Origin of the sequence: Youxingia wuxianensis, from assembly GCF_014385085.1 — a bacterium.
Lineage (GTDB): Bacteria > Bacillota > Clostridia > Oscillospirales > Ruminococcaceae > Youxingia > Youxingia wuxianensis.
Map to the genome: position 1 here is coordinate 1 of NZ_JACRTD010000001.1, position 24,970 is coordinate 24,970.

General features: G+C 44.2%; 27 protein-coding genes. 19 read left to right on the plus strand and 8 right to left on the minus strand.

The features are described from left to right. Positions 1-176 (minus strand): type II toxin-antitoxin system HicB family antitoxin (locus H8705_RS00005; RefSeq protein WP_316248637.1); only part of this gene is annotated, 176 nt, incomplete at its 3' end. 27 nt (positions 177-203) lie between these two features. Beyond that, positions 204-386 (minus strand): type II toxin-antitoxin system HicA family toxin, encoded by a 183-nt coding sequence (locus H8705_RS00010; RefSeq protein WP_262393833.1) that lies wholly within the window; start codon positions 384-386, stop codon positions 204-206. Between the two features lie 506 nt (positions 387-892). On the opposite strand from H8705_RS00010, the gene H8705_RS00015 reads away from it, so the two are divergent. The 15 genes from H8705_RS00015 (at position 893) to H8705_RS00085 (ending at position 15,138) form a co-directional block, all read left to right on the plus strand. Then, a complete protein-coding gene (locus tag H8705_RS00015) occupies positions 893-1,366 on the plus strand; it encodes a VanZ family protein (protein ID WP_262393834.1) in 474 nt (157 codons plus the stop codon). A gap of 99 nt (positions 1,367-1,465) precedes the next feature. Beyond that, complete coding sequence (locus tag H8705_RS00020; protein ID WP_262393835.1) at positions 1,466-2,098, plus strand: cytidylate kinase-like family protein; 633 nt, start codon at positions 1,466-1,468, stop codon at positions 2,096-2,098. After that, positions 2,095-3,201, plus strand: a complete 1,107-nt coding sequence (locus H8705_RS00025) for a ComEC/Rec2 family competence protein (RefSeq protein ID WP_262393836.1) — start codon at positions 2,095-2,097, stop codon at positions 3,199-3,201. The genes H8705_RS00020 and H8705_RS00025 overlap by 4 nt, the downstream gene beginning before the upstream one ends. Before the next feature lie 11 nt (positions 3,202-3,212). Next, positions 3,213-3,425, plus strand: coding sequence for a DUF3006 domain-containing protein (locus tag H8705_RS00030; protein ID WP_262393837.1), 213 nt, complete (start codon positions 3,213-3,215; stop codon positions 3,423-3,425). A gap of 29 nt (positions 3,426-3,454) precedes the next feature. After that, the gene (locus tag H8705_RS00035) at positions 3,455-4,621 is read left to right on the plus strand and encodes a cation diffusion facilitator family transporter (RefSeq protein ID WP_262393838.1); all 1,167 of its coding nucleotides are present in this window, start codon (positions 3,455-3,457) and stop codon (positions 4,619-4,621) included. 231 nt (positions 4,622-4,852) lie between these two features. Then, on the plus strand, positions 4,853-5,932 hold the full coding sequence (locus H8705_RS00040) for a galactose ABC transporter substrate-binding protein (protein WP_262393839.1): 1,080 nt from the start codon (positions 4,853-4,855) through the stop codon (positions 5,930-5,932). Between the two features lie 110 nt (positions 5,933-6,042). Further along, on the plus strand, positions 6,043-7,542 hold the full coding sequence (gene mglA / locus H8705_RS00045) for a galactose/methyl galactoside ABC transporter ATP-binding protein MglA (protein ID WP_262393840.1): 1,500 nt from the start codon (positions 6,043-6,045) through the stop codon (positions 7,540-7,542). 18 nt (positions 7,543-7,560) lie between these two features. Further along, positions 7,561-8,580: a galactose/methyl galactoside ABC transporter permease MglC gene (mglC, locus tag H8705_RS00050; protein ID WP_262393841.1), complete on the plus strand. Its 1,020-nt coding sequence runs from the start codon at positions 7,561-7,563 to the stop codon at positions 8,578-8,580. 12 nt (positions 8,581-8,592) lie between these two features. Next, on the plus strand, positions 8,593-8,814 hold the full coding sequence (locus H8705_RS00055) for a hypothetical protein (protein ID WP_262393842.1): 222 nt from the start codon (positions 8,593-8,595) through the stop codon (positions 8,812-8,814). Positions 8,815-8,939: 125 nt separating this feature from the next. Then, positions 8,940-10,550: a helix-turn-helix domain-containing protein gene (locus tag H8705_RS00060; protein WP_262394231.1), complete on the plus strand. Its 1,611-nt coding sequence runs from the start codon at positions 8,940-8,942 to the stop codon at positions 10,548-10,550. After that, on the plus strand, positions 10,543-12,351 hold the full coding sequence (locus tag H8705_RS00065; protein ID WP_262393843.1) for a histidine kinase: 1,809 nt from the start codon (positions 10,543-10,545) through the stop codon (positions 12,349-12,351). Before H8705_RS00060 ends, H8705_RS00065 begins: the two co-directional genes overlap by 8 nt. Next, positions 12,348-13,310, plus strand: a complete 963-nt coding sequence (locus tag H8705_RS00070) for a substrate-binding domain-containing protein (protein ID WP_262393844.1) — start codon at positions 12,348-12,350, stop codon at positions 13,308-13,310. The genes H8705_RS00065 and H8705_RS00070 overlap by 4 nt, the downstream gene beginning before the upstream one ends. Before the next feature lie 12 nt (positions 13,311-13,322). Next, positions 13,323-14,369: a galactose ABC transporter substrate-binding protein gene (locus H8705_RS00075; protein WP_262393845.1), complete on the plus strand. Its 1,047-nt coding sequence runs from the start codon at positions 13,323-13,325 to the stop codon at positions 14,367-14,369. Between the two features lie 110 nt (positions 14,370-14,479). After that, a complete protein-coding gene (locus tag H8705_RS00080) occupies positions 14,480-14,677 on the plus strand; it encodes a helix-turn-helix transcriptional regulator (RefSeq protein ID WP_262393846.1) in 198 nt (65 codons plus the stop codon). 2 nt (positions 14,678-14,679) lie between these two features. Next, on the plus strand, positions 14,680-15,138 hold the full coding sequence (locus H8705_RS00085; RefSeq protein ID WP_262393847.1) for a DUF6773 family protein: 459 nt from the start codon (positions 14,680-14,682) through the stop codon (positions 15,136-15,138). Between the two features lie 184 nt (positions 15,139-15,322). Here the strand turns inward: H8705_RS00085 and H8705_RS00090 are convergent, their stop codons facing one another. The 5 genes from H8705_RS00090 to H8705_RS00110 all read right to left on the minus strand — a co-directional run bounded on the left by H8705_RS00090 (position 15,323) and on the right by H8705_RS00110 (position 19,697). Continuing rightward, positions 15,323-15,736, minus strand: a complete 414-nt coding sequence (locus tag H8705_RS00090) for an EamA family transporter (protein ID WP_262393848.1) — start codon at positions 15,734-15,736, stop codon at positions 15,323-15,325. A 167-nt stretch (positions 15,737-15,903) separates the two neighbouring features. After that, positions 15,904-16,935, minus strand: coding sequence for an ABC transporter substrate-binding protein (locus tag H8705_RS00095; RefSeq protein WP_262393849.1), 1,032 nt, complete (start codon positions 16,933-16,935; stop codon positions 15,904-15,906). Between the two features lie 25 nt (positions 16,936-16,960). Beyond that, a complete protein-coding gene (locus H8705_RS00100; protein WP_262393850.1) occupies positions 16,961-17,746 on the minus strand; it encodes an ABC transporter permease in 786 nt (261 codons plus the stop codon). Then, positions 17,743-18,621: an ABC transporter permease gene (locus tag H8705_RS00105; RefSeq protein ID WP_262393851.1), complete on the minus strand. Its 879-nt coding sequence runs from the start codon at positions 18,619-18,621 to the stop codon at positions 17,743-17,745. Before H8705_RS00105 ends, H8705_RS00100 begins: the two co-directional genes overlap by 4 nt. Then, a complete protein-coding gene (locus tag H8705_RS00110; protein WP_262393852.1) occupies positions 18,618-19,697 on the minus strand; it encodes an ABC transporter ATP-binding protein in 1,080 nt (359 codons plus the stop codon). The genes H8705_RS00105 and H8705_RS00110 overlap by 4 nt, the downstream gene beginning before the upstream one ends. Before the next feature lie 401 nt (positions 19,698-20,098). Here H8705_RS00110 and H8705_RS00115 point away from each other — a divergent pair, with 401 nt between their 5' ends. Further along, positions 20,099-20,752 (plus strand): 4'-phosphopantetheinyl transferase family protein, encoded by a 654-nt coding sequence (locus tag H8705_RS00115; protein ID WP_262393853.1) that lies wholly within the window; start codon positions 20,099-20,101, stop codon positions 20,750-20,752. Positions 20,753-20,776: 24 nt separating this feature from the next. Here H8705_RS00115 and sigK read toward each other — a convergent pair whose 3' ends face one another. Further along, a complete protein-coding gene (gene sigK / locus H8705_RS00120; protein WP_262393854.1) occupies positions 20,777-21,478 on the minus strand; it encodes an RNA polymerase sporulation sigma factor SigK in 702 nt (233 codons plus the stop codon). A gap of 208 nt (positions 21,479-21,686) precedes the next feature. Here sigK and H8705_RS00125 point away from each other — a divergent pair, with 208 nt between their 5' ends. The 3 genes from H8705_RS00125 (at position 21,687) to H8705_RS00135 (ending at position 24,967) form a co-directional block, all read left to right on the plus strand. Next, positions 21,687-21,953 (plus strand): DUF1294 domain-containing protein, encoded by a 267-nt coding sequence (locus tag H8705_RS00125; RefSeq protein WP_262393855.1) that lies wholly within the window; start codon positions 21,687-21,689, stop codon positions 21,951-21,953. 21 nt (positions 21,954-21,974) lie between these two features. After that, positions 21,975-23,048 carry a 6-phosphofructokinase gene (locus H8705_RS00130; RefSeq protein WP_262393856.1) on the plus strand — a complete coding sequence of 358 codons (1,074 nt, stop codon included), beginning with the start codon at positions 21,975-21,977 and terminating at the stop codon, positions 23,046-23,048. A gap of 239 nt (positions 23,049-23,287) precedes the next feature. Further along, positions 23,288-24,967: an efflux RND transporter periplasmic adaptor subunit gene (locus H8705_RS00135; protein WP_262393857.1), complete on the plus strand. Its 1,680-nt coding sequence runs from the start codon at positions 23,288-23,290 to the stop codon at positions 24,965-24,967. Positions 24,968-24,970 lie beyond the last annotated feature (3 nt).

A 24,970-nucleotide genomic window follows, 5' to 3' on the forward strand; every position in this document is an offset into this window, starting at 1 on the left:
GCGTCACATAACCACATGGACATTGCGTCTCTAGCCATTTGGATTGCATCTGGCAAATTTTTTCCAAACGTTACACATCCTGGAAGATCAGGAACTACCACGTTATAATCTGTACCCTCCGGTGTAAAGATTACTGGATATACATATTTCATGACATACACCTCTCTAGTTAACATTTATATATTTATTCCCAAAGAGGGGGCCTATTTCAGCCCCGCAGCTTTTAGGATATTTCTTGCCGTTCCGATGGGGATATCGCCTTTATGCCTGGGGATCGGAATTTTGATACCAGGCTTTTTAGGGTTTGTTGCAAGGTGATGATTAGCGCCTTCTGTTACTTTCCAACCATTTGATTTAAGTATCCTGAGAATTTCTCTTTCCGTCAATTTGCTCACCTCTTATTTATATTATATACGTATTATTACGTGGCGTCAATATATTTTATGAAAAATATACGTAATATTACGTAAAAATAGACGCACCGAAAAATATGACACCTATGATTTTCTTCAGGTTAATGGGGATTGTGTAGTAATCGGCTGCTGTCAGCAAAACCAACCTTGAGATAGGGAAAATTGTGTTACTAATTTGTTACTAATTGCCATCATTTTGGCTAGATTTACACAGCATTGAAAATTGAAAAACCCTGAAAACATCGGTGTTTGCGGGCTTTGAAATAGGGCTCGATTTATGATATAATAAAAAGTAATGATGAAACACAGTTTTGTCTTTGAACAGTGTCCGGGACTGGTTTCGCTTTTTGCGAAATTATAGAATTTTTGCGGCCTGCGCCTTAAAACGCAGAGCGTTTTGCCGCCAACGGCGGAGCAAATCTTTGATTTGCTAGGCGCGGCGATGAAAACAATATTAGATGCAGAAAAAGGGGACGAAAATGAAAAGAAAATGGATTTTCTTGCTGGCGGCCATTCTGTTGCTGCTGACTTGGATGGGGATTATTTTCTATATGTCCCATCAATCAGGGGCAGAATCCTCTTATTTAAGTACGGAAACTACCAAAGGAATCATAGGGAAATTTGTTGATAACTTTGATATGCTTTCGCTACAAACAAAACTAAAACTGGAATTTGTTATCCGCAAAATTGCCCATTTGGGTGAATATGCTGTTTTAGGAACGCTCTTTTTTGGGGTGCTACGTTTATGTGGAATAAAAAACTATCGAAAAACAGCAGCAATCGCACTTTTATTAAGTTTTTTGTGGGCGGCGGGGGACGAATGGCATCAGTCGTTTATTCCAGGAAGAAGCGCCCGGATAAGCGATGTTTTTATTGATACTATCGGGGCGGCTGTTGGTATATTTATTATATGGGCAGCGATTTATTTTGCGCGAAGGCTACAGAAAAAATAGTTTACCGATATTCCTTGGCGTGATATAATAATAGTGCAAAACATTCGCTTTTTTAAACGTATGTTGAGGTTACTGCCCATGACGAAAGGAGCGATCTTTATGAGCAATACAGTAATTACAATAGGAAGACAGTTCGGCAGCGGGGGCCGGGAGATTGGTAAAAAGCTCTCGGAAAAATTGGAGATCCCTTTTTACGATAAGGAACTGTTGACAATTGCAGCAAAAGAGAGCGGAATCAGCGAGGAATTGTTTGAAACAAATGATGAAAAACCTACAAGCAGCTTGCTGTATTCTTTATCCACGAATCCCTATGGAGTAGGCGGATATTCAGCAATGACGGATATGCCTTTGAACAATAAATTATTTTTAGCTCAGTTTGAGGCAGTACAGAAACTAGCGCAGCAGGGCTCTTGCATTATCGTGGGACGTTGTGCAGATTATGCACTGCGTAATCATCCGCAGGCGATCAATGTGTTTATTCACGCGGATTTGGAAGCGCGGGTTAAACGGCTGATGCGTACAGAAAAATTAACGGAACCGCAAGCCAAAGAACAAGCGTTAAAAATTGATAAAAAACGCGCTAGCTACTATAATTCCTACACAGGAAAAAAATGGGGAAATATTGACAGCTACCATCTTACAGTGGACAGCGGAGTAGTGGGTATCGACGGCGCGGTAAAAATTATAGAAGATTTCGCGGCGCTTCGCGCGTCCTATCAAGGTGCAATATGAGGCGGAATATTTTTTGCAAAGCAGCAGCATGGATACTGCTGCTTTGCCTTATATTTACTGGGTGCGGGAAAAACGCGGACCCGGCGGGCGCTGCCGCTGATACTTCAGCGGCGGCTGCCGCCAGTTTTGCTCAAGCAAAACCAGCGCCCGCCTCCTCTGATGATCCACAAGCCTTGTCAGTGCATTATATCGATGTAGGCCAGGCGGACAGCATCTTAATTAAAGTTGGCGATCATGCTATGCTAATCGATGCCGGCAACAATGACGATGGCGATTTCGTGGTAGATTATCTTAGAGAACAGGGAATAGAAAAGTTAGATTATTTGGTGGGGACCCACCCCCATGAGGATCATATCGGCGGTTTGGATAATGTGATTAAAGCGTTTGATATTGAAAAGATCCTAATGCCAAAGATACAGAGCAACACAAAAACTTTTGAAGATGTACTGGACGCTGTCGCGGAAAAGGAGATGAAAATTTCCTCTTTTGCACCGGGGGATCAGTTTACCTTAGGGGAGGCGGAGTTTACTGCCTTAGGACCAACAAAAACCTATGACGACGCCAATAACAACTCTATCGTTCTGAAGATGGTATATGGAAAGACTAGCTTTTTATTTACGGGCGATATGGAAACAAAGGCGGAGGAAGACATTCTTAATAATGGGGCGGATGTCAGCGCCCAGGTTCTCAAGGTAGGGCATCATGGAAGCTCTACTTCCTCTGGGATTAATTTTTTAAAGAAAGTTTCTCCTGAATATGCGGTAATCAGCGTAGAGGAAAACAACAGTTACGGACATCCGCATAAAGAGATTTTGCAACGGCTTTCAAATCTGCGGGTGCAGACCTTGCGCACGGATGAATGTGGTACGATTATTTTCACCAGCGATGGGGAAAGCTTAACAGTAAACCAAGATATAAAACCTTCCAAAGCGCCTGTGGCGTCTCAGCCGTCTGGAACAGTGTATATTGGAAACAAAAACAGTCTAAAATTTCACAAAACTACTTGTAGCGGTTTACCCAAGGAAGAAAACCGAGTGACTTTTTCAACCAGACAGGAAGCGATTGACAGCGGGTATGAACCGTGCGGGAAGTGTAAACCATAGTGAGGGAACTTATGAGATATATTATTGATCGTTTTGAAGGAAATTTCGCCGTATGCGAAGCCCCGGATAGAACCATGGCTACTATTGAGCGAGCTGTTTTGCCCCAGGATGCGGCGGAAGGAGACATTCTTACTTTTGAAAATGGGGAATATGTTCTATTAAAGGAAGAAACTCAAAAGCGCAGAGAATCGATCCGTAAAAAGATGGATGCCCTGTGGGAATGAGTTAGATTTTAAGGTTTCGGGGGTATTGGATGACAAGCCTATTAGTAAAACTGTTTATTAAAAATCATGATGACATACATAATCAAGAAGTCCGTCAAAAATATGGAATGTTAGGCGGCGGAGTAGGAATTTTTCTGAATGTTCTGCTTTTTTCTTTAAAATTTATTGCAGGTCTTATTACCTCTTCCATCTCAATTACAGCGGATGCCTTTAATAATTTATCTGACGCGGGCTCGTCGGTAGTGACGCTCATTGGTTTCAAAATGGCGGGAATGCCGGCGGACAGCGAACATCCCTTTGGGCATGGAAGAATTGAGTATATTTCCGGTTTGGCGGTATCTATGGCGATTATCCTTATGGGTGTAGAGCTGATAAAATCTTCTGTGGATAAAATTCTTCACCCTGAGGCGGTGACGTTCAGCCTTTTTTCAGTGGTTATTTTATTGGTCTCCATATTGGCCAAAGGATGGATGAGCTTGTTTAACCGCGGCCTAGGTAAACGTATCGGGTCTACAGCGATGATGGCTACGGCTATGGATAGTTTAAGCGACTGTATAGCTACAGGGGCGGTTGTGTTAGGAATAGGATTCTCCTATTTTACACATATTATTATCGATGGCTATATTGGTTTAGTAGTTGCTCTGTTTGTGTCCTATACGGGGTTTACCACTGCCAGAGACAGTCTTTCACCGCTTTTAGGGCAGGCCCCCGATAAGGAATTTGTAGAGGAAATTCGAAAAACCGTATTGGCCCATGAAGACATTGAAGGCATTCATGATTTGATCATTCATAATTATGGCCCAGGGCGAAGCATGATTTCTCTGCATGCAGAAGTGCGCTGCGATGCGGATATTTTGGCGATCCATGATACGATTGATTTGATTGAATTAGAATTAAAACATCGGTTCAACTGTGAGGCAACGATTCATATGGATCCTATTGCAGTGGACGACAAAGTGACTCAGGATCTGCGGGAAAAAATAGTAGAACTGCTTAGATCTATTGATGGGCAGCTTAGTTTACACGATTTTCGAATGGTGCAGGGACTGACCCATACGAATTTGATTTTTGATGTAGTAGTACCGTTTAAGTTTCGGCTCACGGATGAGCAAGTCACGCAGCAGGTATGGGATAAGGTAAAACAAATCGATCCCAATTATAATGCCGTGATAAAAGTAGAGCGGGCATACGCATAAGAAAGTTGTTGATTTTATGATTTAATTTAATAAAATATGTGAAAACTATACAAATGAAATCAAATTTATTAGTACAATATAGATTTTTTGCGAAGATTTTTTAAGAAAAACAGAAGAATTTTTTATAGTATTAGCTACTTGGTTCCTGTATACTGCAGGTAGTGGGAACAAGACATGTTGGGAGAACATGCCTACCACAAAAATGCAAACAGAAATTAGGAGGAAAATTACATGAAAAAAATTCTTGCTCTCGTGTTGGCAACTCTTATGATTGCTACATTGGTAGCGGGCTGTGCAAGCGAACCTGCCACAGATGCTCCGTCTACTGACGCACCTGCAAGTGACGCCCCCGCGGACGACGCCGCTCCTGCTGACGATGCAGCAGAAGGCGATCTGCCGACCATCGGCGTATGTATCTACAAATATGACGACACCTACATTTCTACCGTGCGTCAGGCTCTGGAAGCTGCCGCTGAAGGCAAAGCGAACCTGATCCTCAACGACGGTAAGGGCGACCAGGCGACTCAGAACGACCAGATCGATCTGCTGATCGAAAAGGGTGTTGACGTTCTTCTGGTAAACATGGTTGATATCGGCGCTGCTCAGACAGTTGTTGACAAAATCAAAGCTGCGGACATCCCGGTTATCTTCTTCAACAGAGAACCGGATGCAGAAGTTCTGAAGACTTATGACAAAGCCCGCTTCGTAGGAACCAACGCTAAAGACGCTGGCGTTATCCAGGGCGAAATCATTGCTGAAATGTGGGCGGCTGATCCGGCGCTTGATAAAAATGGCGACGGCACCATGCAGTATGTAATGTTCCAGGGCGAACCGAATAACCCGGAAGCGATTGCCAGAACCGAATGGTCTGTAAAGACTGCGGAAGAAAAAGGCGTGAAGACCGAACAACTGGAACTTCAGATTGCTAACTGGGATACCGAGCTTGCTTACCAGGCGATGGAAAGCTGGCTGTCCAAACATGGCGACAGCATTGAGTTTGTAATTGCTAACAACGACGGTATGGCGCAGGGTGCGGTAAATGCTCTGATCGCTGCTGGTTACAACACCGGTGAAGAAGGGGCTAAAGTTGTTCCGGTAGTAGGCGTTGACGCTACCGATGCTGCAAAAGAATTGATCGGCGCGGGTAAAATGTCCGGTACCGTTCTGCAGGATGGCCCTGGCATGGCGAATGCGATTTTCGCGCTGGCTATGAACGTGGCTGGCGGAAAAGACTATCTGGACGGCACCGACTACCAGTACGATGATACCGGTATTGCGGTTCGTATTCCTTACCAGGCTTACAAAGGCTAATTTTACAATTAGCGAAAAGATAGGCCCGTAGACTAAATGGATCGCACAATGATGATAATAAAATATCGTCATTGTGCGATTTGAATAAGCGGAAAAGTGGTGAATCAGTGATGTCAGATAATAAGTACCTATTGGAAATGATCGATATATGCAAGCAGTTCCCCGGTGTAAAAGCGCTGGATAACGCACAGCTAAAACTGCGGCCCGGTACTGTACATGCATTGATGGGCGAAAATGGCGCCGGTAAATCCACTTTAATGAAATGCCTGTTTGGCGTTTATATTGAGGACGGCGGAGAGATATTCATAGAGGGAAAAAAGGTGCATTTTGATAACCCGCGGCAGGCGCTGGACAACGGTGTGGCCATGGTGCATCAGGAATTGAACCAGGTGTTAAAAAGAGATATTATGGATAACATCTGGCTGGGACGTTACCCGAAAAATATGGGTATCGTAGATCAAAAAACAATGTTTGACGAAACCAAGAAAGTATTCGATGAACTTGACATTGACGTCAACCCCAAGATGAAAATAGGAAGACTGTCCGTTTCTCAGAGGCAGATGGTGGAAATAGCCAAGGCGGTTTCCTATAACGCGAAGATTTTGGTTCTGGACGAACCGACCTCTTCTTTAACGCAAGAAGAGGTGGAACATCTTTTTAAGATTATCAATAAACTTAGAGATAAAGGCTGCGGCATTATATATATCTCCCATAAGATGGAGGAAATACTGCAAATTTCAGATGAGGTTACCGTCATGCGCGACGGTAAATGGGTAGGCACAAAGCCAGCTAGCGAGCTGACCACAGATAAGATCATCCAGATGATGGTAGGGCGTGATCTGACCAACCGCTTTCCGCCCAAAACCAACAAGCCTGGAGAAGTGATCCTGGAAGTGAAAAACCTTACGGCTACTTATCAGCCTTCTATTCAGGACGTATCCCTGGAGCTGAAAGCAGGAGAGATCCTGGGGGTAGCGGGGCTGGTAGGATCCAGAAGAACAGAGCTTTTGGAGACAATTTTTGGGATTGCTCACCACAGTCAAGGAGAAATTATCCTTCACGGCAAGCCGGTAAACAACAAAGACTCCCGGTACGCTATTAAAAATGGATTTGCCCTTCTGACAGAGGAGCGCCGGGCTACCGGTATTTTCGGCGGAATGAGCATCAAGTTTAACTCTATTATCGCCAACCTCAATCATTACGCAAAGGCGGGCGTGCTCAATGACAAAAAGATGGATGGGGATACTCAGTGGGTCATTGACAGCATGAACGTAAAAACTCCAAGTGCGAAAACACAGATTAAATCCCTCTCTGGCGGTAATCAGCAGAAGGTAATTATCGGGCGCTGGCTGCTTACGGATCCGGAAGTACTCCTCCTTGACGAACCTACCCGAGGTATTGACGTAGGCGCAAAATATGAGATCTACCAGCTGATTATCGACCTTGCTAATAAGGGTAAGGGGGTAATGGTGGTTTCTTCGGAAATGCCGGAATTATTAGGGATCTGCGACAGGATCGCCGTGATGTCCAACGGCCGTCTGGCCGGGGTGGAAAACACAGAGAATCTGGATCAGGAAAAGATTATGAAACTAGCGGCCAAATATATTTAAGGATAGAGGTGTGCATCAATGGATAAAACAATAGATAAGAAAAATATAGGCGAATGGCTACTGAATTATTCTTTGTATATTGTTCTGGGCTTAATGATCGTGGTTGTAATTATAGTGGATCCACGGTTCTTGACCCTTAAGAATATTACAAACATTTTAAGCCAGGCTTCTACCCGTGGTATTTTGGCGCTTGGCGTGGCGGGACTTATTGTACTTCAGGGCACGGACCTTTCCGCCGGACGAATTTTGGGTGTTACGGCGATTGTATCCGCTTCCCTTTTGCAGTCCACCACCTATGCTTCCAGAATGTATCCGGATCTGCCGGCGCTGCCGCTGATTGTACCGATGGTTGTAGCGGTAATTATCGGCGCGGTATTTGGATTGATTAATGGGTTCGGCGTTGCAAAGCTGCACCTGCATGCGTTTATTATTACTTTGGGTACCCAGCTTATTGCATACGGCGTATCGTGTATTTATATTGACCGTCCTCCTCTGGGCGCTCAGCCGATCGCGAACTTTGACGAGCGGTATACAAAATTTGTCACCGGTTCTATTAAATTTGGTTCGGTACAAATCCCATATCTGATTTTCTATTTGGCGATTGTAGCGGTTGTTATGTGGTTTATTTGGAATAAGACCACCTTGGGTAAAAATATGTTTGCCATCGGCGGCAACCCGGAAGCGGCTGCGGTATCGGGCGTAAATATTGTTAAGAATATTATGATCATCTTCCTTATTTCTGGTATTTTATACGGCCTGGCTGGTTTCCTGGAGGCGGGACGTGTTGGTTCTGCGACCAGTAATACTGGTATCAACTACGAGTTGGATGCGATTTCCGCTTGCGTAGTCGGCGGCGTATCTTTCTCCGGCGGCGTTGGGACAATTCCGGGCGTGCTGATCGGTACTGTAATTCTTCAGTTTATTAACTATGGTTTGAACTTTATCGGAGTTAACGCTTATTTACAGTATATTATCAAAGGCTTGATCATCATCCTGGCGGTATCCATCGACGTTAGAAAATACATTGCTAAGAAGTAATGAGGTGTGAAAGTGAGCGAAAATAATCCATTACGGGAAGATCCACAGACCATCCCTCAACCGATTTCTACCGTTCAAGAAGACGCTTCGGGAAACAAAGAAAACCCGGCGCCCAAGTCTACGGCAAGAGACAATCTTTATGGCAGGATTACCGTATCCAAACGGACTATGGATATTATAATCGGCATATTGGTTGCAGCGCTGGTGGTTGTGTTTATTATCGCTCTGCGCTGAAAATAAAAGTATCAAATCCCCTGTGCAGCCAGCACAGGGGATTTTTGTTTTGTTGCCTATTTTTTATAAAAATGGTATAATACTATTACTATTATTGTTCAGAAGAGCAGGGTGGGGTGAACCAGATGGCCTTATATCGGATTATGTTAGCGGACGACGAAGAGGAAATACGGGATGGGATTATCCGCAAAATTGATTGGGAAGGAATAGGCTTTCGTCTGGTAGGAGCGGCGGAAAATGGTCAGGAAGCGCTGGAAATGGCGGAATCTCTCCATCCGGATGTGGTCATGACCGATATTAAAATGCCCTTTATGGATGGGCTGACCTTAGGCAGACGCCTGGCGGAAATTATGCCCGCTACCAGGTTGGTGATTTTTTCAGGTTTTGATGAATTTGAATATGCTCAGCAGGCGATTAAGCTCAATGTGGCGGAGTATATTTTGAAACCGGTCAATGCGGTGGAATTGACCGGGGTATTGCAAAAGTTAAAGGTCCAGCTGGACGAAGAGATCGCCGAGAAGCGTAATGTGGAAAATCTGCGGGTGCATTATCAAAAAAGCTTGCCGATTATGCGCCAGCAGTTTCTATCCGGTCTGGTAGAGGGAAAAATCCCACAGAACAGGATAAAGGAACAGGCGCAGCTTTATGATGTGGATATTACCGCTGAATATTGGGCGGTAGCGCTACTCAGCGCGGAGGAGGGGGGAAACTCTCTGAAAGGCCAGCAGGAGCTGGTTCCCCTTTCTGTAAAACAGATTGCAGATGAAAACTTAGGGCGCTGCTGCCGGTTTCTGAGCTTTTTATTCAGCGATTACGTAGCGGTGATCGCTATGTTTGATACTAAAAATAAGGTAATTGATTTCATTGACGCCTTAAATCAGATATGTAAATTAGCACGGCGATTTTTAGAGGTGAACTGTTCGGCGGGAATAGGTTCGGTATGCCAAAATGCCGCCGACTTGCGCTACAGCTGCCAGGGAGCGCGCAATGCGCTGGATTACCGAGTAATTATGGGACCGAATAAAGCGATTTATATTGAAGATGTGGAGCCGGACAGGGCTATACAGCTGCAGTTTAATGAGCAGGATGAACAAGAACTGCTATCGGCGATTAAATTGGGTACGCCTGAGAATATTAAACAGGCAGTGGACAGGCTGATCGCCCGTTTCCGGGATTCTAAGCTTCCTATAGGACAATATCAGTTGTTTTTAATGGAAATGATGGCGGAACTGCTCAAGGTGATAAGAACCTATCAGCTGGATATGGAAGAAGTCTTTGGCAAAAATTTTGACGGAACGTTTCATCTGTCGGATTTCGAAAGTTTGGAGGACCTTTCCGGGTGGTTTAGTGAAACCTGTTTTAAAATAAGCGGATTAATCCGAAGAGAACGGACCAATTCTACAAAGATGATTGCTGAAAAAGCCAAGAGGTTTATTGAAGAGAATTATGGAAATTATGATATTTCCGTTGAGATGCTGTGCGATTACCTTCATGTAAGCCCAGCCTATTTCTCTACTATTTTTAAGAGGGAAACCGGTATGAGTTTTGTGGCCTATCTTACGCATGTGCGTATGGAAGAAGCGATCAAACTGCTTAATACCACGGAGGATAAAACGTATGAGATCTCGCTGAAGGTAGGTTATACAGAGCCAAACTATTTCAGCTACGTTTTTAAAAAACAGTTTGGGATGTCTCCGACAAAATATAGAAGCAATAAAACACAGGATCATGGTTGATTTTATGAAAGAGAGATTTCATCGAATATCAAAATATTACAAGAAAAAAAGTATCCAATACATGATTTCCATTTCCTTTACGATGGTAGCTCTAGTGGGGATGATCTTCATGGGATTGGCTTTATACCTGCGCTTTATTGATTCTACGGAAAAAATGATCAAAGAGGATAATATCCGGGTAATCGATCAGGTGAATTTAAATCTGGACGGTTATCTTCGCAATATGATGCGAGTATCGGATTCTATGTACTACCGAGTAATTAAAAATACCGATCTTGCGGTGGAAGGCATGGATCAGGAAATGAACCTGCTTTATGAGACCAACCGTGATCAGTTGGTCAGCATCTGCGTGTTCAGTGAAAGCGGAAAACTGGTAGAAGCATCCCCGGTTTCCCGGATGAAAAAAACGGTAAAAGCAAACCAGCAGGATTGGTTTGTCAGCGCTATGAATAAGATTGAAAATTTGCATTTTTCCGCTCCCCATGTGCAAAATTTGTTTGAGGACCCAGATTATCGCTACCGGTGGGTAGTTTCTTTAAGCCGTGCAGTAGAGCTGACGCAGGATGGAGAAATTCATCATGGGGTTTTGCTGGTAGATATGAATTTCAGTGGGATTGAACAGTTATTTAAGGATGTGAATCTGGGAGCGTCGGGCTATCTTTATCTGATGAGCGATGAGGGAGAAATCATTTATCATCCTCGTCAGCAGCTGATTTATTCTGGCCTTTTGGAGGAGAATAATCTGCAGGCGGTAAATTATGATGATGGCAATCATGAAGAAACCTTTTTAGGAGAGGAACGCCTGGTAACTGTAAAGACGGTAGGTTATACCGGTTGGAAAATCGTCGGAATTACACCAATGCAGGATATTACAGCGGATTATTATCATATCCGTTCGTTTGTGGTGTTCATTTTACTGTTTACTATCTTTCTGATGATCTTTGCCAACCTGTTTGTATCCTCTCGCATTGCCAATCCTATTAAGAGTCTGGAACGCTCCGTAAAGGAACTGGAAAAAGGCAGTTTGGATGTGGACATCGCGGTTGGGGGTTCTTATGAAATTCAGCATCTGGGGAAAACCATCCGCAAGATGGTACAGCAGATGCGTCAGTTGATGGAGGATATTGTAGCGGAGCAGGAATCCAAACGAAAAAGCGAATTGGACGCGCTGCAATCCCAGATTAATCCGCACTTTTTATATAATACGCTGGATTCGATTGTGTGGATGATTGAAAATGAACGCTATCCCGAAGCGATCAATATGGTAACCGCGCTGGCGCGGCTATTCCGCATCAGCTTGAGCAAGGGGAAAAATATTATTTCTGTGGAGGATGAGCTGGAGCATGCCCGCAATTATATGAAAATCCAGCAGGTGAGGTATAAAAATAAATTTACGGTAGAATTTTCGGCCCAGCCAGAAACATTATCTTTGGCCACGATTAAATTGATTGTGCAGCCTCTTTTGGAAAATGCTATTTATCATGGGATGGAATTTATGGACGGGGACGGAGAAATTAAAGTAAGCGCCTATCTGGAAGGAGAGGACTTATATATTGATGTCAGCGATAATGGTATCGGAATCCCTGAGGAAGAAATACAGGTGCTGCTTACGGATGAAACCCGTGTAAGAGGAAAGGGCTCCGGTATCGGACTTCGCAATGTACATCAGCGTATCCAGCTGTATTTTGGCAAGGAATATGGACTTATGATTAACAGCGAACCAGATGTGGGGACTACCATCCGTATCCATCTGCCGAAATTAAGCTGTGAGGACGCGATTGCAAAGGGGGAGGAGAAATGACCCGCAGAAATATTATCGTTTTTGTATTTTTACTGTGTGTGTTTGCCGTCTCTTTCCTGGTATTGACCTTTGATGTGTTTGGAGAGCAAAAGCCTAAAGAGGTATTGGATATTTCCTTTGTTGTGCGGGGAAAGACCAGTGATAGCTGGGCCAGTATGCGTCAGGGAGCAGAGCAGGCTGCAAGTGAAATGAATGTAAATTTAAGCTTTATTACCTTGACGGAAGAAAACGACGCACAGGAGCAGGTGGGATTGTTTGACCGGGAAGTAATCAATGGGGCGGATGCGATTTTGGTATCCGCCGCGGACAGCGAGGCAATGATCGATCCGGTAAAAGAAGCCCAGAGAGAAATCCCAGTGATCTGTGTAGAATCCAAAGTGTATGACGACAGCTTCACCTCCTATATTTCCGCGGACAACTATGCTATGGGTCGGCGGCTGGCGGATGAGCTGATTGAACAAGGATATGTAAGAAAAAATATTGCGGTGGTCACCTATGAAAACGACTGCGACAATATCAATAGACGCAAAGAAGGTTTAATGGACACCTTGTCACGAACGAACAATGCTGTTAGTTTCTGGACTTTAAAAAGCGATGGCACAAAAGGAATCCGCCAATTACAAGAACTTCTTAACCAGGAGCCAGTGGACACCATCGTAGCATTGGACCTGTCTATTTTAGAGTTGGCAGCCCAAATGATTGATGACAATGAGTTGGAAACGGTACTATTTGGGATCGGCGCTACTGGGAAGGTGGCTTATTATGTGGAGCAGGGGGTAATCAGCGCGACGATTGTACAGAACGATTTTGCAAACGGCTATTTGGGAGTGCAATCTGCTGTTGACGCTATTATGAAAAAACCGGTAGAAAAAGAGATTAGGGTAGAATATCGGTTAATCAATAAAGATAACATGTATAAAATTGAAAACCAGCGGCTGTTGTTTCCATTTGTTAGATAGGAGGCGGACATCATGAAACGCATGATCGTAACGGCTTTGGCGCTAGGAATATTGTTTAGCGGATGTAAGGGCGCTTTAGGAGAAGATTCCTCCAGTCGGGGAAAAATTCCAGAGATCAAAATTGGCGTTGCGGTTTATCGGGAAGACGATACGTTTATCGAAACAATCGTAGATAACATTGAGAAATTAGCCAAGGAAACTGAAACAAAAGACAAGGTGAAAATTACGGTCAACGTGGTGGATGGCAAGGGAACACAGGCGACCCAGAACGACCAGGTGGATAAATTTCTTGCGCAAGGATATGATGTGATCTGTGTCAATATGGTGGACCGTACTGCCTCAGCTACTATTATCGACAAGGCGAAAAATGCGGGTATTCCGGTGATCTTTTTTAACAGGGAACCGGTGGAAGAGGATATGCAGAGGTGGGATAAACTTTATTATGTCGGCTCTATTCCTGCAGAATCTGGTACGATGCAGGGGAATATTGTGGTGGACGCATATAACGCCGATCCAGAAAAAGCGGATAAAAACGGTGATGGAAAACTTCAGTATGTGATGCTGGAAGGGGAACCGGGGCATCAGGACGCTTTAATCCGTACGGAATATGCGGTAAAAACTGTCACCCGCAAGGGAATAAAACTGGAGAAGCTAGCAAGCGACACCGCCAACTGGCAAAGGGCGCAGGGGGCGACAAGGATGACCCAGTGGCTGGAGCAGGAGTTTGGAGACAAAATTGAAGTGGTGTTCAGCAACAATGACGATATGGCGCTGGGGGCCATTGACGCTTTGGAAGCGGCGGGTACGCAGCAACTGCCGATTATCGTAGGAGTGGACGGAACTCCCCCGGCACTTCGGGCAATCCAGGACGGAACCTTAACTGGGACGGTGGTGAACGATTCTAAAAAACAGGCGGAAAACATCTTTAAACTGGCCTATGCCTTGGCAAACGGTACCCCTTTAGAGGATGTACCGGAACTATCCCAGGGAAAATATATCCGTACCCCCCATCGCCAAGTGACGATTGGCAATGTGGCGGAAGAGCTGGAAATAGAATAAGTAAAGAGCAATCTTTTTCAAGATTGCTCTTTTTATTTTACTTTATGACAAATATATTTGACATAAAGATTAATATATGTTATATTAATTTTAAAAGGAGAGGGATGACCGTGAAAAATAAGCGAATGAAAATTGCCCGGGTAGAAAAAGATTTGTCCCAGCAGCAACTAGCGGATATGGTGGGTGTTACCCGCCAGACCATTGGGATGATTGAAATGGGGAATTTTAACCCATCGCTCAATCTATGCCGGGCGATCTGCAAGGCATTGGGGAAAACGTTAGATGAAATTTTTTGGGAGGAAGATTAGAAATGAAAAAGCAGATTAGAATAGAAGACGAGCGGATCCGGGAAATCCGGCATAAGATTGTCAATGAAGCGTTTGCAATTATGTTTTTTGCCTTGTGGGTAATTGTAATGGTAAAAGGGTTGTTTCTGCATCTGCCTACCAGGGAATACCTGACCGAATTTATCCTGGTAATAGGAATTTCGTTATATATTTACGTCCGAATGATTGTAACCGGAATTTTTGGTTCAGATTTGCAATCCGCCAGCAGAGGACAGAAACTCAAGCGGATCCTGGTGATTATGCTAGGGATGGGAGTAGGCGTGGGAATATCCCAAGCGGGAGAAGGAGAGTTTAATATATTGCGGATGGCAATTGTCGTCATTACCGGCGGGGCGCTTACCTATCTGATGCTGTATATTGTGAAAAAGATAAACGACCGGCAGATCGAGGAGCTGGAACGGAAGGATAAGGAGGAACAGTAACGCAAAAGCAAAAGAGATAAACGATATAAACTCCATCCTAAAAAGACAGCGCAAGCAGAAAACTGCTTGCGCTGTCTTAATTTGTAGTATCGGCAGAGATAGACGGCCTTATCGATAGCGGAGAAACGATAGTTTCATTATTGGCAAGGCCGGACGAGTCTGCTTCATTGCAAAAGATAGCAGCCTACAAAACCATAAATAATGTTCCTGCTGCAATAAGCAGCGCGCCTACGCCGGACTTCCATGTGAATGGTTCATGCAGAAAAATAAATGCCAGAATTAATGTAAAAACCACACTTAACTTATCAATGGGAACTACTTTGGACGCTTCGCCCATCTGCAGCGCTTTGTAATAACAAAGCCACGACGCTCCTGTTGCCAGTCCCGACAGTATCAGAAACAGCCAGCTGCGCTTTGAAATTTCCGTTATCCCATTTTGCGTATTTGTTATCAATACCATTCCCCACGCCATCAGCAAAACAACAATGGTTCTAATCGCGGTTGCCAGGTTAGAGGAAACGCCTTCAATTCCGACTTTTGCCAGAATGGAGGTTAGCGCTGCGAAGACTGCAGAAAGCAATGCGTAAATAAACCACATAAATCATGCACCTTTTCTTTTTACAGCGAAAGCACTACAGCGGCATTCATTGTAAATATGAGAGTCAAGCTACATAGAAGGATCCTTTTTCTATATTCTAAACGAATATACCGTCCTGCAAAAGAGGAGACCGGCCTCTTGCGTCTGCGCGGCCAAGGGTTCTTTTTTTAATTGAGCTTAAACTCCGACCAGATACTATCATAAATTTCAGTAGCTTCACCGACATCTTTGATAAACTCTGCACCTTCAATCATTTCAGAAGAGATGCTAAGAACTTTGTTTTCCAGATAATCTGCCGCTGCGGTATTGCAGCTGATGTAGAAAATCTGATCGGAAATACGGGCGGAGCGTTCTCCGTCTAAAATAAAATTAAGAAAAGCAAAAGCGTTGTCCTTATGAGGAGCTGTTTCAGGAACAAAACAGCTATCAATACCAAATCCCAGCCCTTCTTCTGGATAGACGACTTTTAAATTGGGATTTTCATTGAGACAAGTGATGATCTGGGAAGTAAACATATACCCTACGGCGGTTTCGCCGCTGATCATCAGGTTATACGGGGTACTGTAATCCAGCGCGCGGATATTAGGCTTTAATTGGAGAAGCTTTTCTTTTGCCTGCTCCAGCACCGCCGCATCGGTGACGTTAAAGCTTTCCCCCATAGTTTTAAGGGTGATACCGATGACATTGCGGGCGTCATCCATGATGACAATCGAATCTGCAAGGGAGGAATCCCATAAATCCTCATATCCCTTGATGTCCAGATCGGTCATCTCCGGATTATAAATAATCAAAGGAATCCCCGCCGCATAAGGTACGGTATATTCATTTTCCTCATCATAGAACTTCCCCTGAAATCCGGGATCGATATTTGCAAAATTAGGGATCTGCTCTTTGTCCAGCTTGGCAAGAAGATTTTCCCCTCGAGCGATATCGATAATATAATCGCTTGCAAGGACAAGATCATATTCGCCGCCAGATTCCAATTTCATCAGCATCTCCTCATTGCTTTCGAAGGTACTGTAATTGACTTTGATGCCGGTTTCCTGTGTAAACTCTTCCAATATATCCGCTGGGAAATAATCCGCCCAAGTAAAAATATTGAGCACTTTTTCCTCCTTCGGCGAGCACCCGGTCATTCCCAATGTCAATACCATTATTGCTGCCAAAACCGCAGCTATCCATTTTTTACTATTTTTCACTAATCATCCACTCCCTTAAAAACATCTATAGCAAGGGACGCGTTTTCTTACGCGCCCTGACTAAGCGGGCAATCGCAACAATAAAGAATACCGCCCCCAGCATCACGGTACATAAAGCGTTTATCTCCGGGGTAACACCCATTTTCAGCATAGAATATACCTGCAGGGGAAGGGTACTGGTTTGGGCGCCGGTCGTAAAGAAACTGATTACCACATCATCCATACTCATTGCAAAAGCCAGCAAGGTCCCGGACAGGATGGAAGGAAATATCAGCGGCAGAGTAATATCAAAAAATACTCGTACATATCCTGCTCCCAAATCTCTGGCAGCCTCGGCAATAGACGGGTCCAGATCGGTCAGCCGGGCCTTGACGTTGATATATATGTATGGAATACAAAAAGTAGTATGAGCCAAAAGCATGGTCAACATCCCGAAAGGCAGACGCAGGAAGGAGAAAAAGGCAAGATACGCCATACCAAGAATGATTTCTGGGATCATTATTGGTATTAAAGATACATTTTCCAGTATTCCCCTAGCCTTAAAATACCGCCCAGTAAGGCCCACTGCTCCCAGGGTTCCCAATACTGCCGCCGAAAGGCTGCTGAGGGCCGCCAGCTGCAGACTGTTTAAAAAAGCGGTTCGAATAGACATGTTATTGAGCAATTTGCTATACCAGTCCAAAGTAAAACCCGCCCAATGGAACATTTTTGTATCATTAAAAGAATAAACAATCACTACAATAATCGGCAGATACATCAAAAGCAGCACAAGAGTAATATAAACCTCCGCAAATCTGGAACGTTTTTTCATACAATCCCCTCCAGACTTTTTTCGCCGGAAACCTTTTTATAAATACCGATAACAATCATGGTCATAGTCATCATTACAATACTCAGTGCGGCTCCCATCGGCCAATTGCGGGCGGTAAGAAGCTCATTTTTGATCAGATTGCCCAGCAGCATGGTTTTAGCTCCGCCCAGCAAGTCGGAAACAAAAAACAATCCTACCGATGGAATAAATACCAAAACGCATCCCGCCATAATCCCGGCCCGAGTCATAGGTACAGTGACCGTCCAGAAAGCCCGCCAGCGGGAAGCCCCTAGATCCCGGGAGGCCTCTACCAAAGCGGGGTCCAGTTTAGCGATGGAATTATAAACAGATAAGATCATAAATGGGATCAAGGCATATACCATCCCTACCAAAACCGCTCCGAAATTATATAAAAGTTTTAAGGGGCTGTCAATGATCCCCAGCATAATCAGCAGAGAATTAATAACACCCTGGCTGCGAAGTAAAATCATCCAACCATAGATCCGTACCAAAGAGTTGGTCCAAAAGGGAACGATGATCAATAAAAGCACCAAGGAACGCCATTTTGGTGGGAGCTTAGAAGTAAAATAGGCAAAAGGATAGCCGATTAACAAAGTAAACACCGTAGTTAAAAAAGCCAGCCACATACTTTGTCCGAATACTTTTACATATACCGGATCGAACAATTTTTGATAACTGTCCAAAGAAAATTCAGCTAAGATTCCCCACGTGGCCGCTTTTTTCATAAAGCTCATACAAAGGATATAGAGGAGCGGTATCGCCACAAACACCATTGTCCAAAGTATAAAGGGAAGTCTTGCCGCGCAAGCCCCTTGACAGCTTACATGGGTCGAAGGCAGTTTTTGCTTTTTCATCCAGCGCCACCTCTTTCCACAATCACTGCACAGCCGGGATTCCAGTGAATCTGCACCTGCGTCCCTATAGGGGCGCGGCTATAGCCTCCGCCCATACCGGTAACGGTAAGTTCCTGTCCATCAGAAAGAAGAAGGATAGTACGCAGCAAGCCGCCGGTATAGCTATGAGATTTTACCCTGCCGGAAAGGGTAAAGCCGTATTTATTTTCTTCCCCAAAGCGAATACGCTCCGTACGCACAGATAGCGTCACTTTTTCTCCCGTCTGGCCGCTGCCTTGGGCTTTAATAATGCCGCCGGCAAAGGATAATACCAACCGGCCATCTTCCTCCTGACCGGTGACAACCGCGTCGAAAATATTTGTCTGCCCGATAAACTGGGCGGCAAAACGGGTTTGAGGATGTTCGTATATTTCGTCCGGCGTCCCCAATTGGATAAGTTTGCCTTCATTCATAATCCCAATACGGTCGCTCATATTAAGAGCTTCCTCTTGATCATGAGTGATATATATAAAGGTGATGCCCAGGTGCTTTTGCAAACGTTTGAGCTCCGTCTGCATCTGCCGGCGGAGTTGAAGATCCAGCGCGCCTAAGGGCTCATCCAGTAAAAGGACTTCCGGGTCATTAATAATTGCCCGGGCAATGGCAATCCTCTGGCGCTGTCCGCCGGAGAGCTGGGAAGGCATACGCTGTCCGTAACCAGGCAGCTGCACCAGCGCGAGCATCTCTTCCACTCGTTTTTCTATTTGAAGCTTTGGCACCTTTTTTAATTTTAACCCATAAGCAATATTTTGAAATACATTCATATGGGGAAACAATGCATAACTTTGGAATACGGTATTCACATTGCGTTTATTTGGCTCCCAACCGGTGACATCTTTTCCGTCAAGAAAAATACTACCCTCATCTGGGGTTTCCAAACCGGCTATAATCCGAAGAAGGGTGGTTTTTCCACAGCCGGACGGCCCTAATAAAGTAAGAAATTCCCCCTTGCTCACATCAATAGAGATATCACAAAGGGCCTGTGTTTGGCCAAAAATCTTGGATATATTCCGGATAGAAAGTATCGTTTTTTCCAATAGAGACCCTCCTTTAACACAAATATATTTTTTATAGCCGCGCCCAACAAATCGGAGATTTGTACCCGCCTTCGGCGGAAAAAACGCTTTGCGTTTTAGGGCGCAGGCTGCAAAGAGCATCCCATGGTTTCGCTGCTTGCGAAACCATACCCGGACACCGTCCGGGCGCAAAACAACGTTTTGCTGGGATTTTTTTATAGCCGCGCCCAACAAATCGATGTTTTGCCAGCCTTTTTTATTTATATTACCACAATTCTCCTGGATTTCAAACAATAAAGTATACTAAATTGATATTATTTAAAAATGCTGTAATATTGAACAAGGAATTTATCAAAATTTCATAGGTAAACTGTGAAATTTATGCTATAATGAAACCAGTAAATTGAAAGGAAACATCGGCGATGGAAAATAAACTTTATTTGTTGATGGCCGACAAACAACTGGACCCCCAGGAATATCAGCAGATGTTTCAGCTTCTTTCTCCGGAGAGGCAGGAACGCCTGCGGCGCATATCTTCCAAAAACGCCAAGCAGCTCTCCCTGCTCGGAGATATTTTAACTCGCATACTTCTTTGTGAACATTTCAATTTATCCAATAAACAGCTTTCTATTGACATTGGAAATCATGGGAAACCCTTTTTGTCCGGATATCCCAATGCTCATTTTAATATTTCTCATTCTGCGGATGCAGTATTATGCGGCATTTGCAATACCCCCATCGGGGTGGATATTGAAAAGATCAAGCCTGCAAATTTAGCGATTGCCAAACGGTTTTTTACTTTTGAGGAATGTGAATATATTCAGGAGGATCCAAAGACTGCCAATGAACGTTTTATATTCTTATGGACCCGTAAGGAATCCTATATCAAGTGGGCCGGCGGAGGGCTTTCGATCCCGCTGAACTCTTTCGATGTACTCAAAGTACAGCGGGAAGTGGTTTTTTATAGTGAAAAGTTGGACGGCTATCTGCTCTCTGTATGCGCGAAATTTCCGCCGCAGGAAATTCACCGCTTAGATATGGACGGGCTGCGAGAACGAATGGAAATTTTGAAATAACCGGATAAAAGAAGGCACATTCTCTTAAGAGAATGTGCCTTCTTTTGCAAACATACCCCGCAGGGTACCAATGGCCTTTTTTTCAATCCGGGAAACATAAGAACGGGAGATATCTAGCTTCTTAGCTACCTCACGCTGAGTAAGAGGCTTCATTCCATGCAGTCCATACCGCATAAAAATAATCTGCTGTTCCCGGGAATCTAAATTTTCTCGGATAAAGTCGTATAATTTTTCTGATTTTATATGAAGATCGATACAGTCGATAATATTTTCTTCATCCGCCATAATATCGATCAATGTCAAGCTGTTGCCATCTTTATCCGTGTCAATAGGATCGCTGATATAAACATCCTGAGCACTTTTTTTCTTATTTCGGAAATGCATCAGAATTTCATTTTCGATACATCTGCTGGCATAGGTAGCAAAACGAGTCCCTTTTTCCGCGTTGAAGGTAGAGACCGCTTTAATAAGACCAATTGTACCAATAGAAATGAGATCGTCCTGATCTTTAAAATTAGAGTAATATTTCTTGATAATATGCGCCACCAGGCGAAGATTATGTTCGATTAAAGTATTTTTCGCTTCGGTATCCCCTTGAGCGATCTTCTTTAAGCATTCCCGTTCTTCATTGGCAGAAAGCGGCCGGGGAAACGAACCGGAACCAGTTACATGGAGGGCGAAATAAATCAGGTTACAAAGCGAAAGACAGATAAGAAGAGAATACATGAGAAGCCTCCTTTGCCGCGGAGCGGTAGGTGAAATTAAAATACATGATATTAATCATTTTTATGGAAAAATTAGAAATTTGTGCACGTCCGAAGGTTGTTTTTTTAGAAAAAATAAAAAGTTATAAAAGAGTTTCCTGCAGGAATTTTTCTATTCATATTGGAATGAACGCCTATCAGTGATATAATAATTTATAAGGTGGGATCGAATGGAAAAGATAATAATTGCTTACTTTATAGTAATAAATTTCATAGGCTTTTTACTATGTTATTCGGATAAGCGAAAAGCGCAAAAACGAAAATGGCGCATCCCGGAAAAAACAATATTTTTCGTCGCGCTGCTGGGCGCGGGGATAGGTATATGGAGCGGAATGTACCTTTTTCATCATAAAACTCGGCATTGGATGTTTGTGATCGGAATACCGATGATAACCATAGTAGAATATGGATTGTTAATTTATTTTGGACTGAAATAAAATGTAGGAGGTATAAGTGGGATGACAAGACGTATCGGGATATTAACAGCAGGAGGAGACTGTCCGGGGTTAAATGCTACTATTCGTGGTGTTGCAAAGGCGCTGTATCAGAAAATGGATGATGTGGAAATCATCGGTATTGTAGATGGCTATAAAGGGTTGATTAAAGGGGAATATCATGTGATGAAGCCTTCCGATTTTTCTGGTATTCTTACCCAGGGCGGAACAATTTTGGGGACGGCTCGGACACCCTACCGGAATATGAGAGTGGTAGAAAATGATATTGATAAGGTCAAACTGATGAAAGAGAATTACAAGAAGATGAAGCTGGATTGTGTGCTTACGTTGGGGGGAAACGGCACTCATAAGACCGCTTATCTTCTTCATGAAGAGGGACTGCATGTAATCGGCCTTCCCAAAACGATCGACAATGATATTTGGGGGACAGACGTTACATTTGGTTTCCACACGGCGGTGGATATTGGTACGGAAGTAGTGGATCGGATACACACCACTGCCAACAGTCATAAACGGGTAATGGTAATTGAGATTATGGGAAATAAGGCTGGCTGGCTTACCTTGTATACTGGAATTGCCGGCGGTGCGGATATTATTCTAATTCCTGAAATTCCTTATGATATTGATAAGGTCATCCGCGCGGTGGAAAAACGGGCGGAACAGGGAAAAGGTTTTTCGATTATTACTGTGGCAGAAGGCGCGTTTGATATCCAGGAAGCAAAAATGAAAAAGAAAGAACGCGCAGAAAAACGAGCGAAAGAGGGCATTACTACTGCAACTTCCCGTATAGCTAAACAAATTGAGGGTAAAACAGGGTTTGAAACCCGTATTGTGGTGCCGGGACATATTATGCGGGGAGGGTCCCCTTCTTCCTATGACCGTGTGCTGGCCAGCCAGTTTGGCGTTTATGCCGCCTCGCTGGTGAACAAAGAAATTTATGGAGTCGCGGTAGGCGAACGTAACAACAAGGTGGTTCATACCCCTCTGGGAGAAGTAGCGGGCAAAACAAAATTTGTGCCTGCGGACGATCAGATGGTGGAGACGGCCAGAAGTTTGGGGATTTCCTTCGGCGACTAAGAAATAAAAAAAGAAGAACCGGGACGGCTCGTCCTGGTTCTTTTTTGTTTGCGTTTAAAGGGTGAAATAATTATGAGCGTTTTGTATCCTTCCTGTAAAGGGAGGATAAAAATTTTGGCGGGCTGGAATGTTAACAGTTTATTCATATATTTTTTCACTTTCCCCCACATTACAGGAATAAAAAAGGAGAGGTAAGTTTAACAAATTTAACCAGGAAGCCTGGGGATAGGAGCATAAGTATGGGAAGACTATGGGAAAAAATACATACGGCAAAGCTATCAGAAAAGAAAGGGATGATAGTAAGCGCCGCCATTGTAATGGCAGCGCTTATGATCTCAACCATTGTATTTGCAGCCGGCGGTGGTGGAATGGGCTCGGGCGGTGGTGGAATGGGCCCAGGTGGAGGCGGAAATATGGGACAGGTAGAAATGTCCGAAAGCGTAATCAGCGTAAAACTACAGACGCCGGAAAGAGGAGACCTTACCCGTACCACAGAATTTATTGGTAAAATTGAACCCGCGGAAAGCGTTAATGTTTACCCTGAAATAAGCGGGAAGGTTACCAATATTTATTTTGATGCAGGGGAGACCGTAAATAAAGGGGATCTTCTTTTCGAGATGGATGATACTGATGCCCAGCTTAGCTATGAGATGGCCCAGGTAAGCTATGAGCAGAAGGTAATCAGCGCCAACACCACCTTGGGCAGCGGTTATGAATCCAAGGTGCTTTCTGCAAAATCCAGTTTACAGACCGCCCAGCAAAACCTCAGCAATGCCCGTTATAATTTAAGGGAATATAACGATGGTTACGATGACCGTTTATTGGAGGCAGAAGAGGAGGAGGAAGAAGCCTTTGCCAAACTGCAGGCCGCTTTGGAAGAATTGGAAGAGGCGGAAAAAAATGGGGAAGATACCACCGAACTTTCCAAAAAAGTAGCGGAACTGGAAGTCGCCCATAATTTGGCCCAGGACCTGGTAAATGAATACGAGGATGATGACGACGCTACCCTTCGCAGTTATCGCACAAGTTACAAAAATGCCCTGGCCAGCTATAATTCTGCGCTTGCCAATTATAATTTAGTTATGGAAGGCTCTCTTGAGGATACCCAGGCGAGTGTAGAAGCAGAGCTGAAAGCCGCGGATTTAAGCTTAGAGCAAAGCGCCGCTACTTTGGAAAAATACAAGGTATACGCCCCTATCTCCGGAGTGATCGAAACCAAATCGGTGACCTCCTATGAAACCGCAACGGCCAATACCGCGGCGTTTACCATTTCCAACAAGGATACCATGACAGTAAAATTCAACGCTTCCGCAGACGCGGCCAACGCCCTTTCTATCGGGGATAGTATCACTTTAAGCAAAGGCGGAAACGAATATACCGCTACGATTATCGAGATTGATACGAAGGCGGACGAATCTACCGGCTTGTTCCCGATCAAAGCCCGGGTAGAAGAGAACGATGGAACCTTGCTTACCGGCGTTGCGGTAAAGGTAACAGCGGCCACGCAGAAAGCGCAGGATGCAATGCTTATTCCTATCGATCTGGTATATTACGAGGAAGGTCAGCCTTATGTATTTACTTATTCTGACGGCAAAGCGCATCGTACAGATATTGAAACAGGAATGTCCAACAGTGAAACCATAGTTGTTACCTCCGGCCTTACAACAGACAGTCAGATTATTACAACCTGGCATCCGGATCTGAAGGATGGGGCTACTGTCAAGCTGGCACAGGGCCAGGACCCACAGGACGCTTTCATCCAGGAACCGGCGGCGGATCAGACGGAGCCTGACGGCGAGGCGATAAAAGAAGAATCAGTAGAAGAACCGATGCTAGACATTGACGATGCCACCTCTGTACCTCAGGTCCAGCCCTCGGATAATACCTCAGTCTCTAACGAGCTGGATCAGGAGGGATAAGAG

What these genes read in the sequence shown, in the direction of transcription:
- H8705_RS00130 (WP_262393856.1), top strand. Translation starts at nt 21,975, where the DNA reads ATGACAAGACGTATCGGGATATTAACAGCAGGAGGAGACTGTCCGGGG.
- H8705_RS00135 (WP_262393857.1), top strand. Translation starts at nt 23,288, where the DNA reads ATGGGAAGACTATGGGAAAAAATACATACGGCAAAGCTATCAGAAAAG.
- H8705_RS00035 (WP_262393838.1), top strand. Translation starts at nt 3,455, where the DNA reads ATGACAAGCCTATTAGTAAAACTGTTTATTAAAAATCATGATGACATA.
- H8705_RS00085 (WP_262393847.1), top strand. Translation starts at nt 14,680, where the DNA reads ATGAAAAAGCAGATTAGAATAGAAGACGAGCGGATCCGGGAAATCCGG.
- H8705_RS00065 (WP_262393843.1), top strand. Translation starts at nt 10,543, where the DNA reads ATGGTTGATTTTATGAAAGAGAGATTTCATCGAATATCAAAATATTAC.
- H8705_RS00025 (WP_262393836.1), top strand. Translation starts at nt 2,095, where the DNA reads ATGAGGCGGAATATTTTTTGCAAAGCAGCAGCATGGATACTGCTGCTT.
- mglA (WP_262393840.1), top strand. Translation starts at nt 6,043, where the DNA reads ATGTCAGATAATAAGTACCTATTGGAAATGATCGATATATGCAAGCAG.
- H8705_RS00015 (WP_262393834.1), top strand. Translation starts at nt 893, where the DNA reads ATGAAAAGAAAATGGATTTTCTTGCTGGCGGCCATTCTGTTGCTGCTG.
- H8705_RS00125 (WP_262393855.1), top strand. Translation starts at nt 21,687, where the DNA reads ATGGAAAAGATAATAATTGCTTACTTTATAGTAATAAATTTCATAGGC.
- H8705_RS00020 (WP_262393835.1), top strand. Translation starts at nt 1,466, where the DNA reads ATGAGCAATACAGTAATTACAATAGGAAGACAGTTCGGCAGCGGGGGC.
- H8705_RS00070 (WP_262393844.1), top strand. Translation starts at nt 12,348, where the DNA reads ATGACCCGCAGAAATATTATCGTTTTTGTATTTTTACTGTGTGTGTTT.
- H8705_RS00100 (WP_262393850.1), bottom strand. Translation starts at nt 17,746, where the DNA reads ATGAAAAAACGTTCCAGATTTGCGGAGGTTTATATTACTCTTGTGCTG.
- mglC (WP_262393841.1), top strand. Translation starts at nt 7,561, where the DNA reads ATGGATAAAACAATAGATAAGAAAAATATAGGCGAATGGCTACTGAAT.
- H8705_RS00030 (WP_262393837.1), top strand. Translation starts at nt 3,213, where the DNA reads ATGAGATATATTATTGATCGTTTTGAAGGAAATTTCGCCGTATGCGAA.
- H8705_RS00090 (WP_262393848.1), bottom strand. Translation starts at nt 15,736, where the DNA reads ATGTGGTTTATTTACGCATTGCTTTCTGCAGTCTTCGCAGCGCTAACC.
- H8705_RS00075 (WP_262393845.1), top strand. Translation starts at nt 13,323, where the DNA reads ATGAAACGCATGATCGTAACGGCTTTGGCGCTAGGAATATTGTTTAGC.
- sigK (WP_262393854.1), bottom strand. Translation starts at nt 21,478, where the DNA reads ATGTATTCTCTTCTTATCTGTCTTTCGCTTTGTAACCTGATTTATTTC.
- H8705_RS00040 (WP_262393839.1), top strand. Translation starts at nt 4,853, where the DNA reads ATGAAAAAAATTCTTGCTCTCGTGTTGGCAACTCTTATGATTGCTACA.
- H8705_RS00115 (WP_262393853.1), top strand. Translation starts at nt 20,099, where the DNA reads ATGGAAAATAAACTTTATTTGTTGATGGCCGACAAACAACTGGACCCC.
- H8705_RS00060 (WP_262394231.1), top strand. Translation starts at nt 8,940, where the DNA reads ATGGCCTTATATCGGATTATGTTAGCGGACGACGAAGAGGAAATACGG.
- H8705_RS00105 (WP_262393851.1), bottom strand. Translation starts at nt 18,621, where the DNA reads ATGAAAAAGCAAAAACTGCCTTCGACCCATGTAAGCTGTCAAGGGGCT.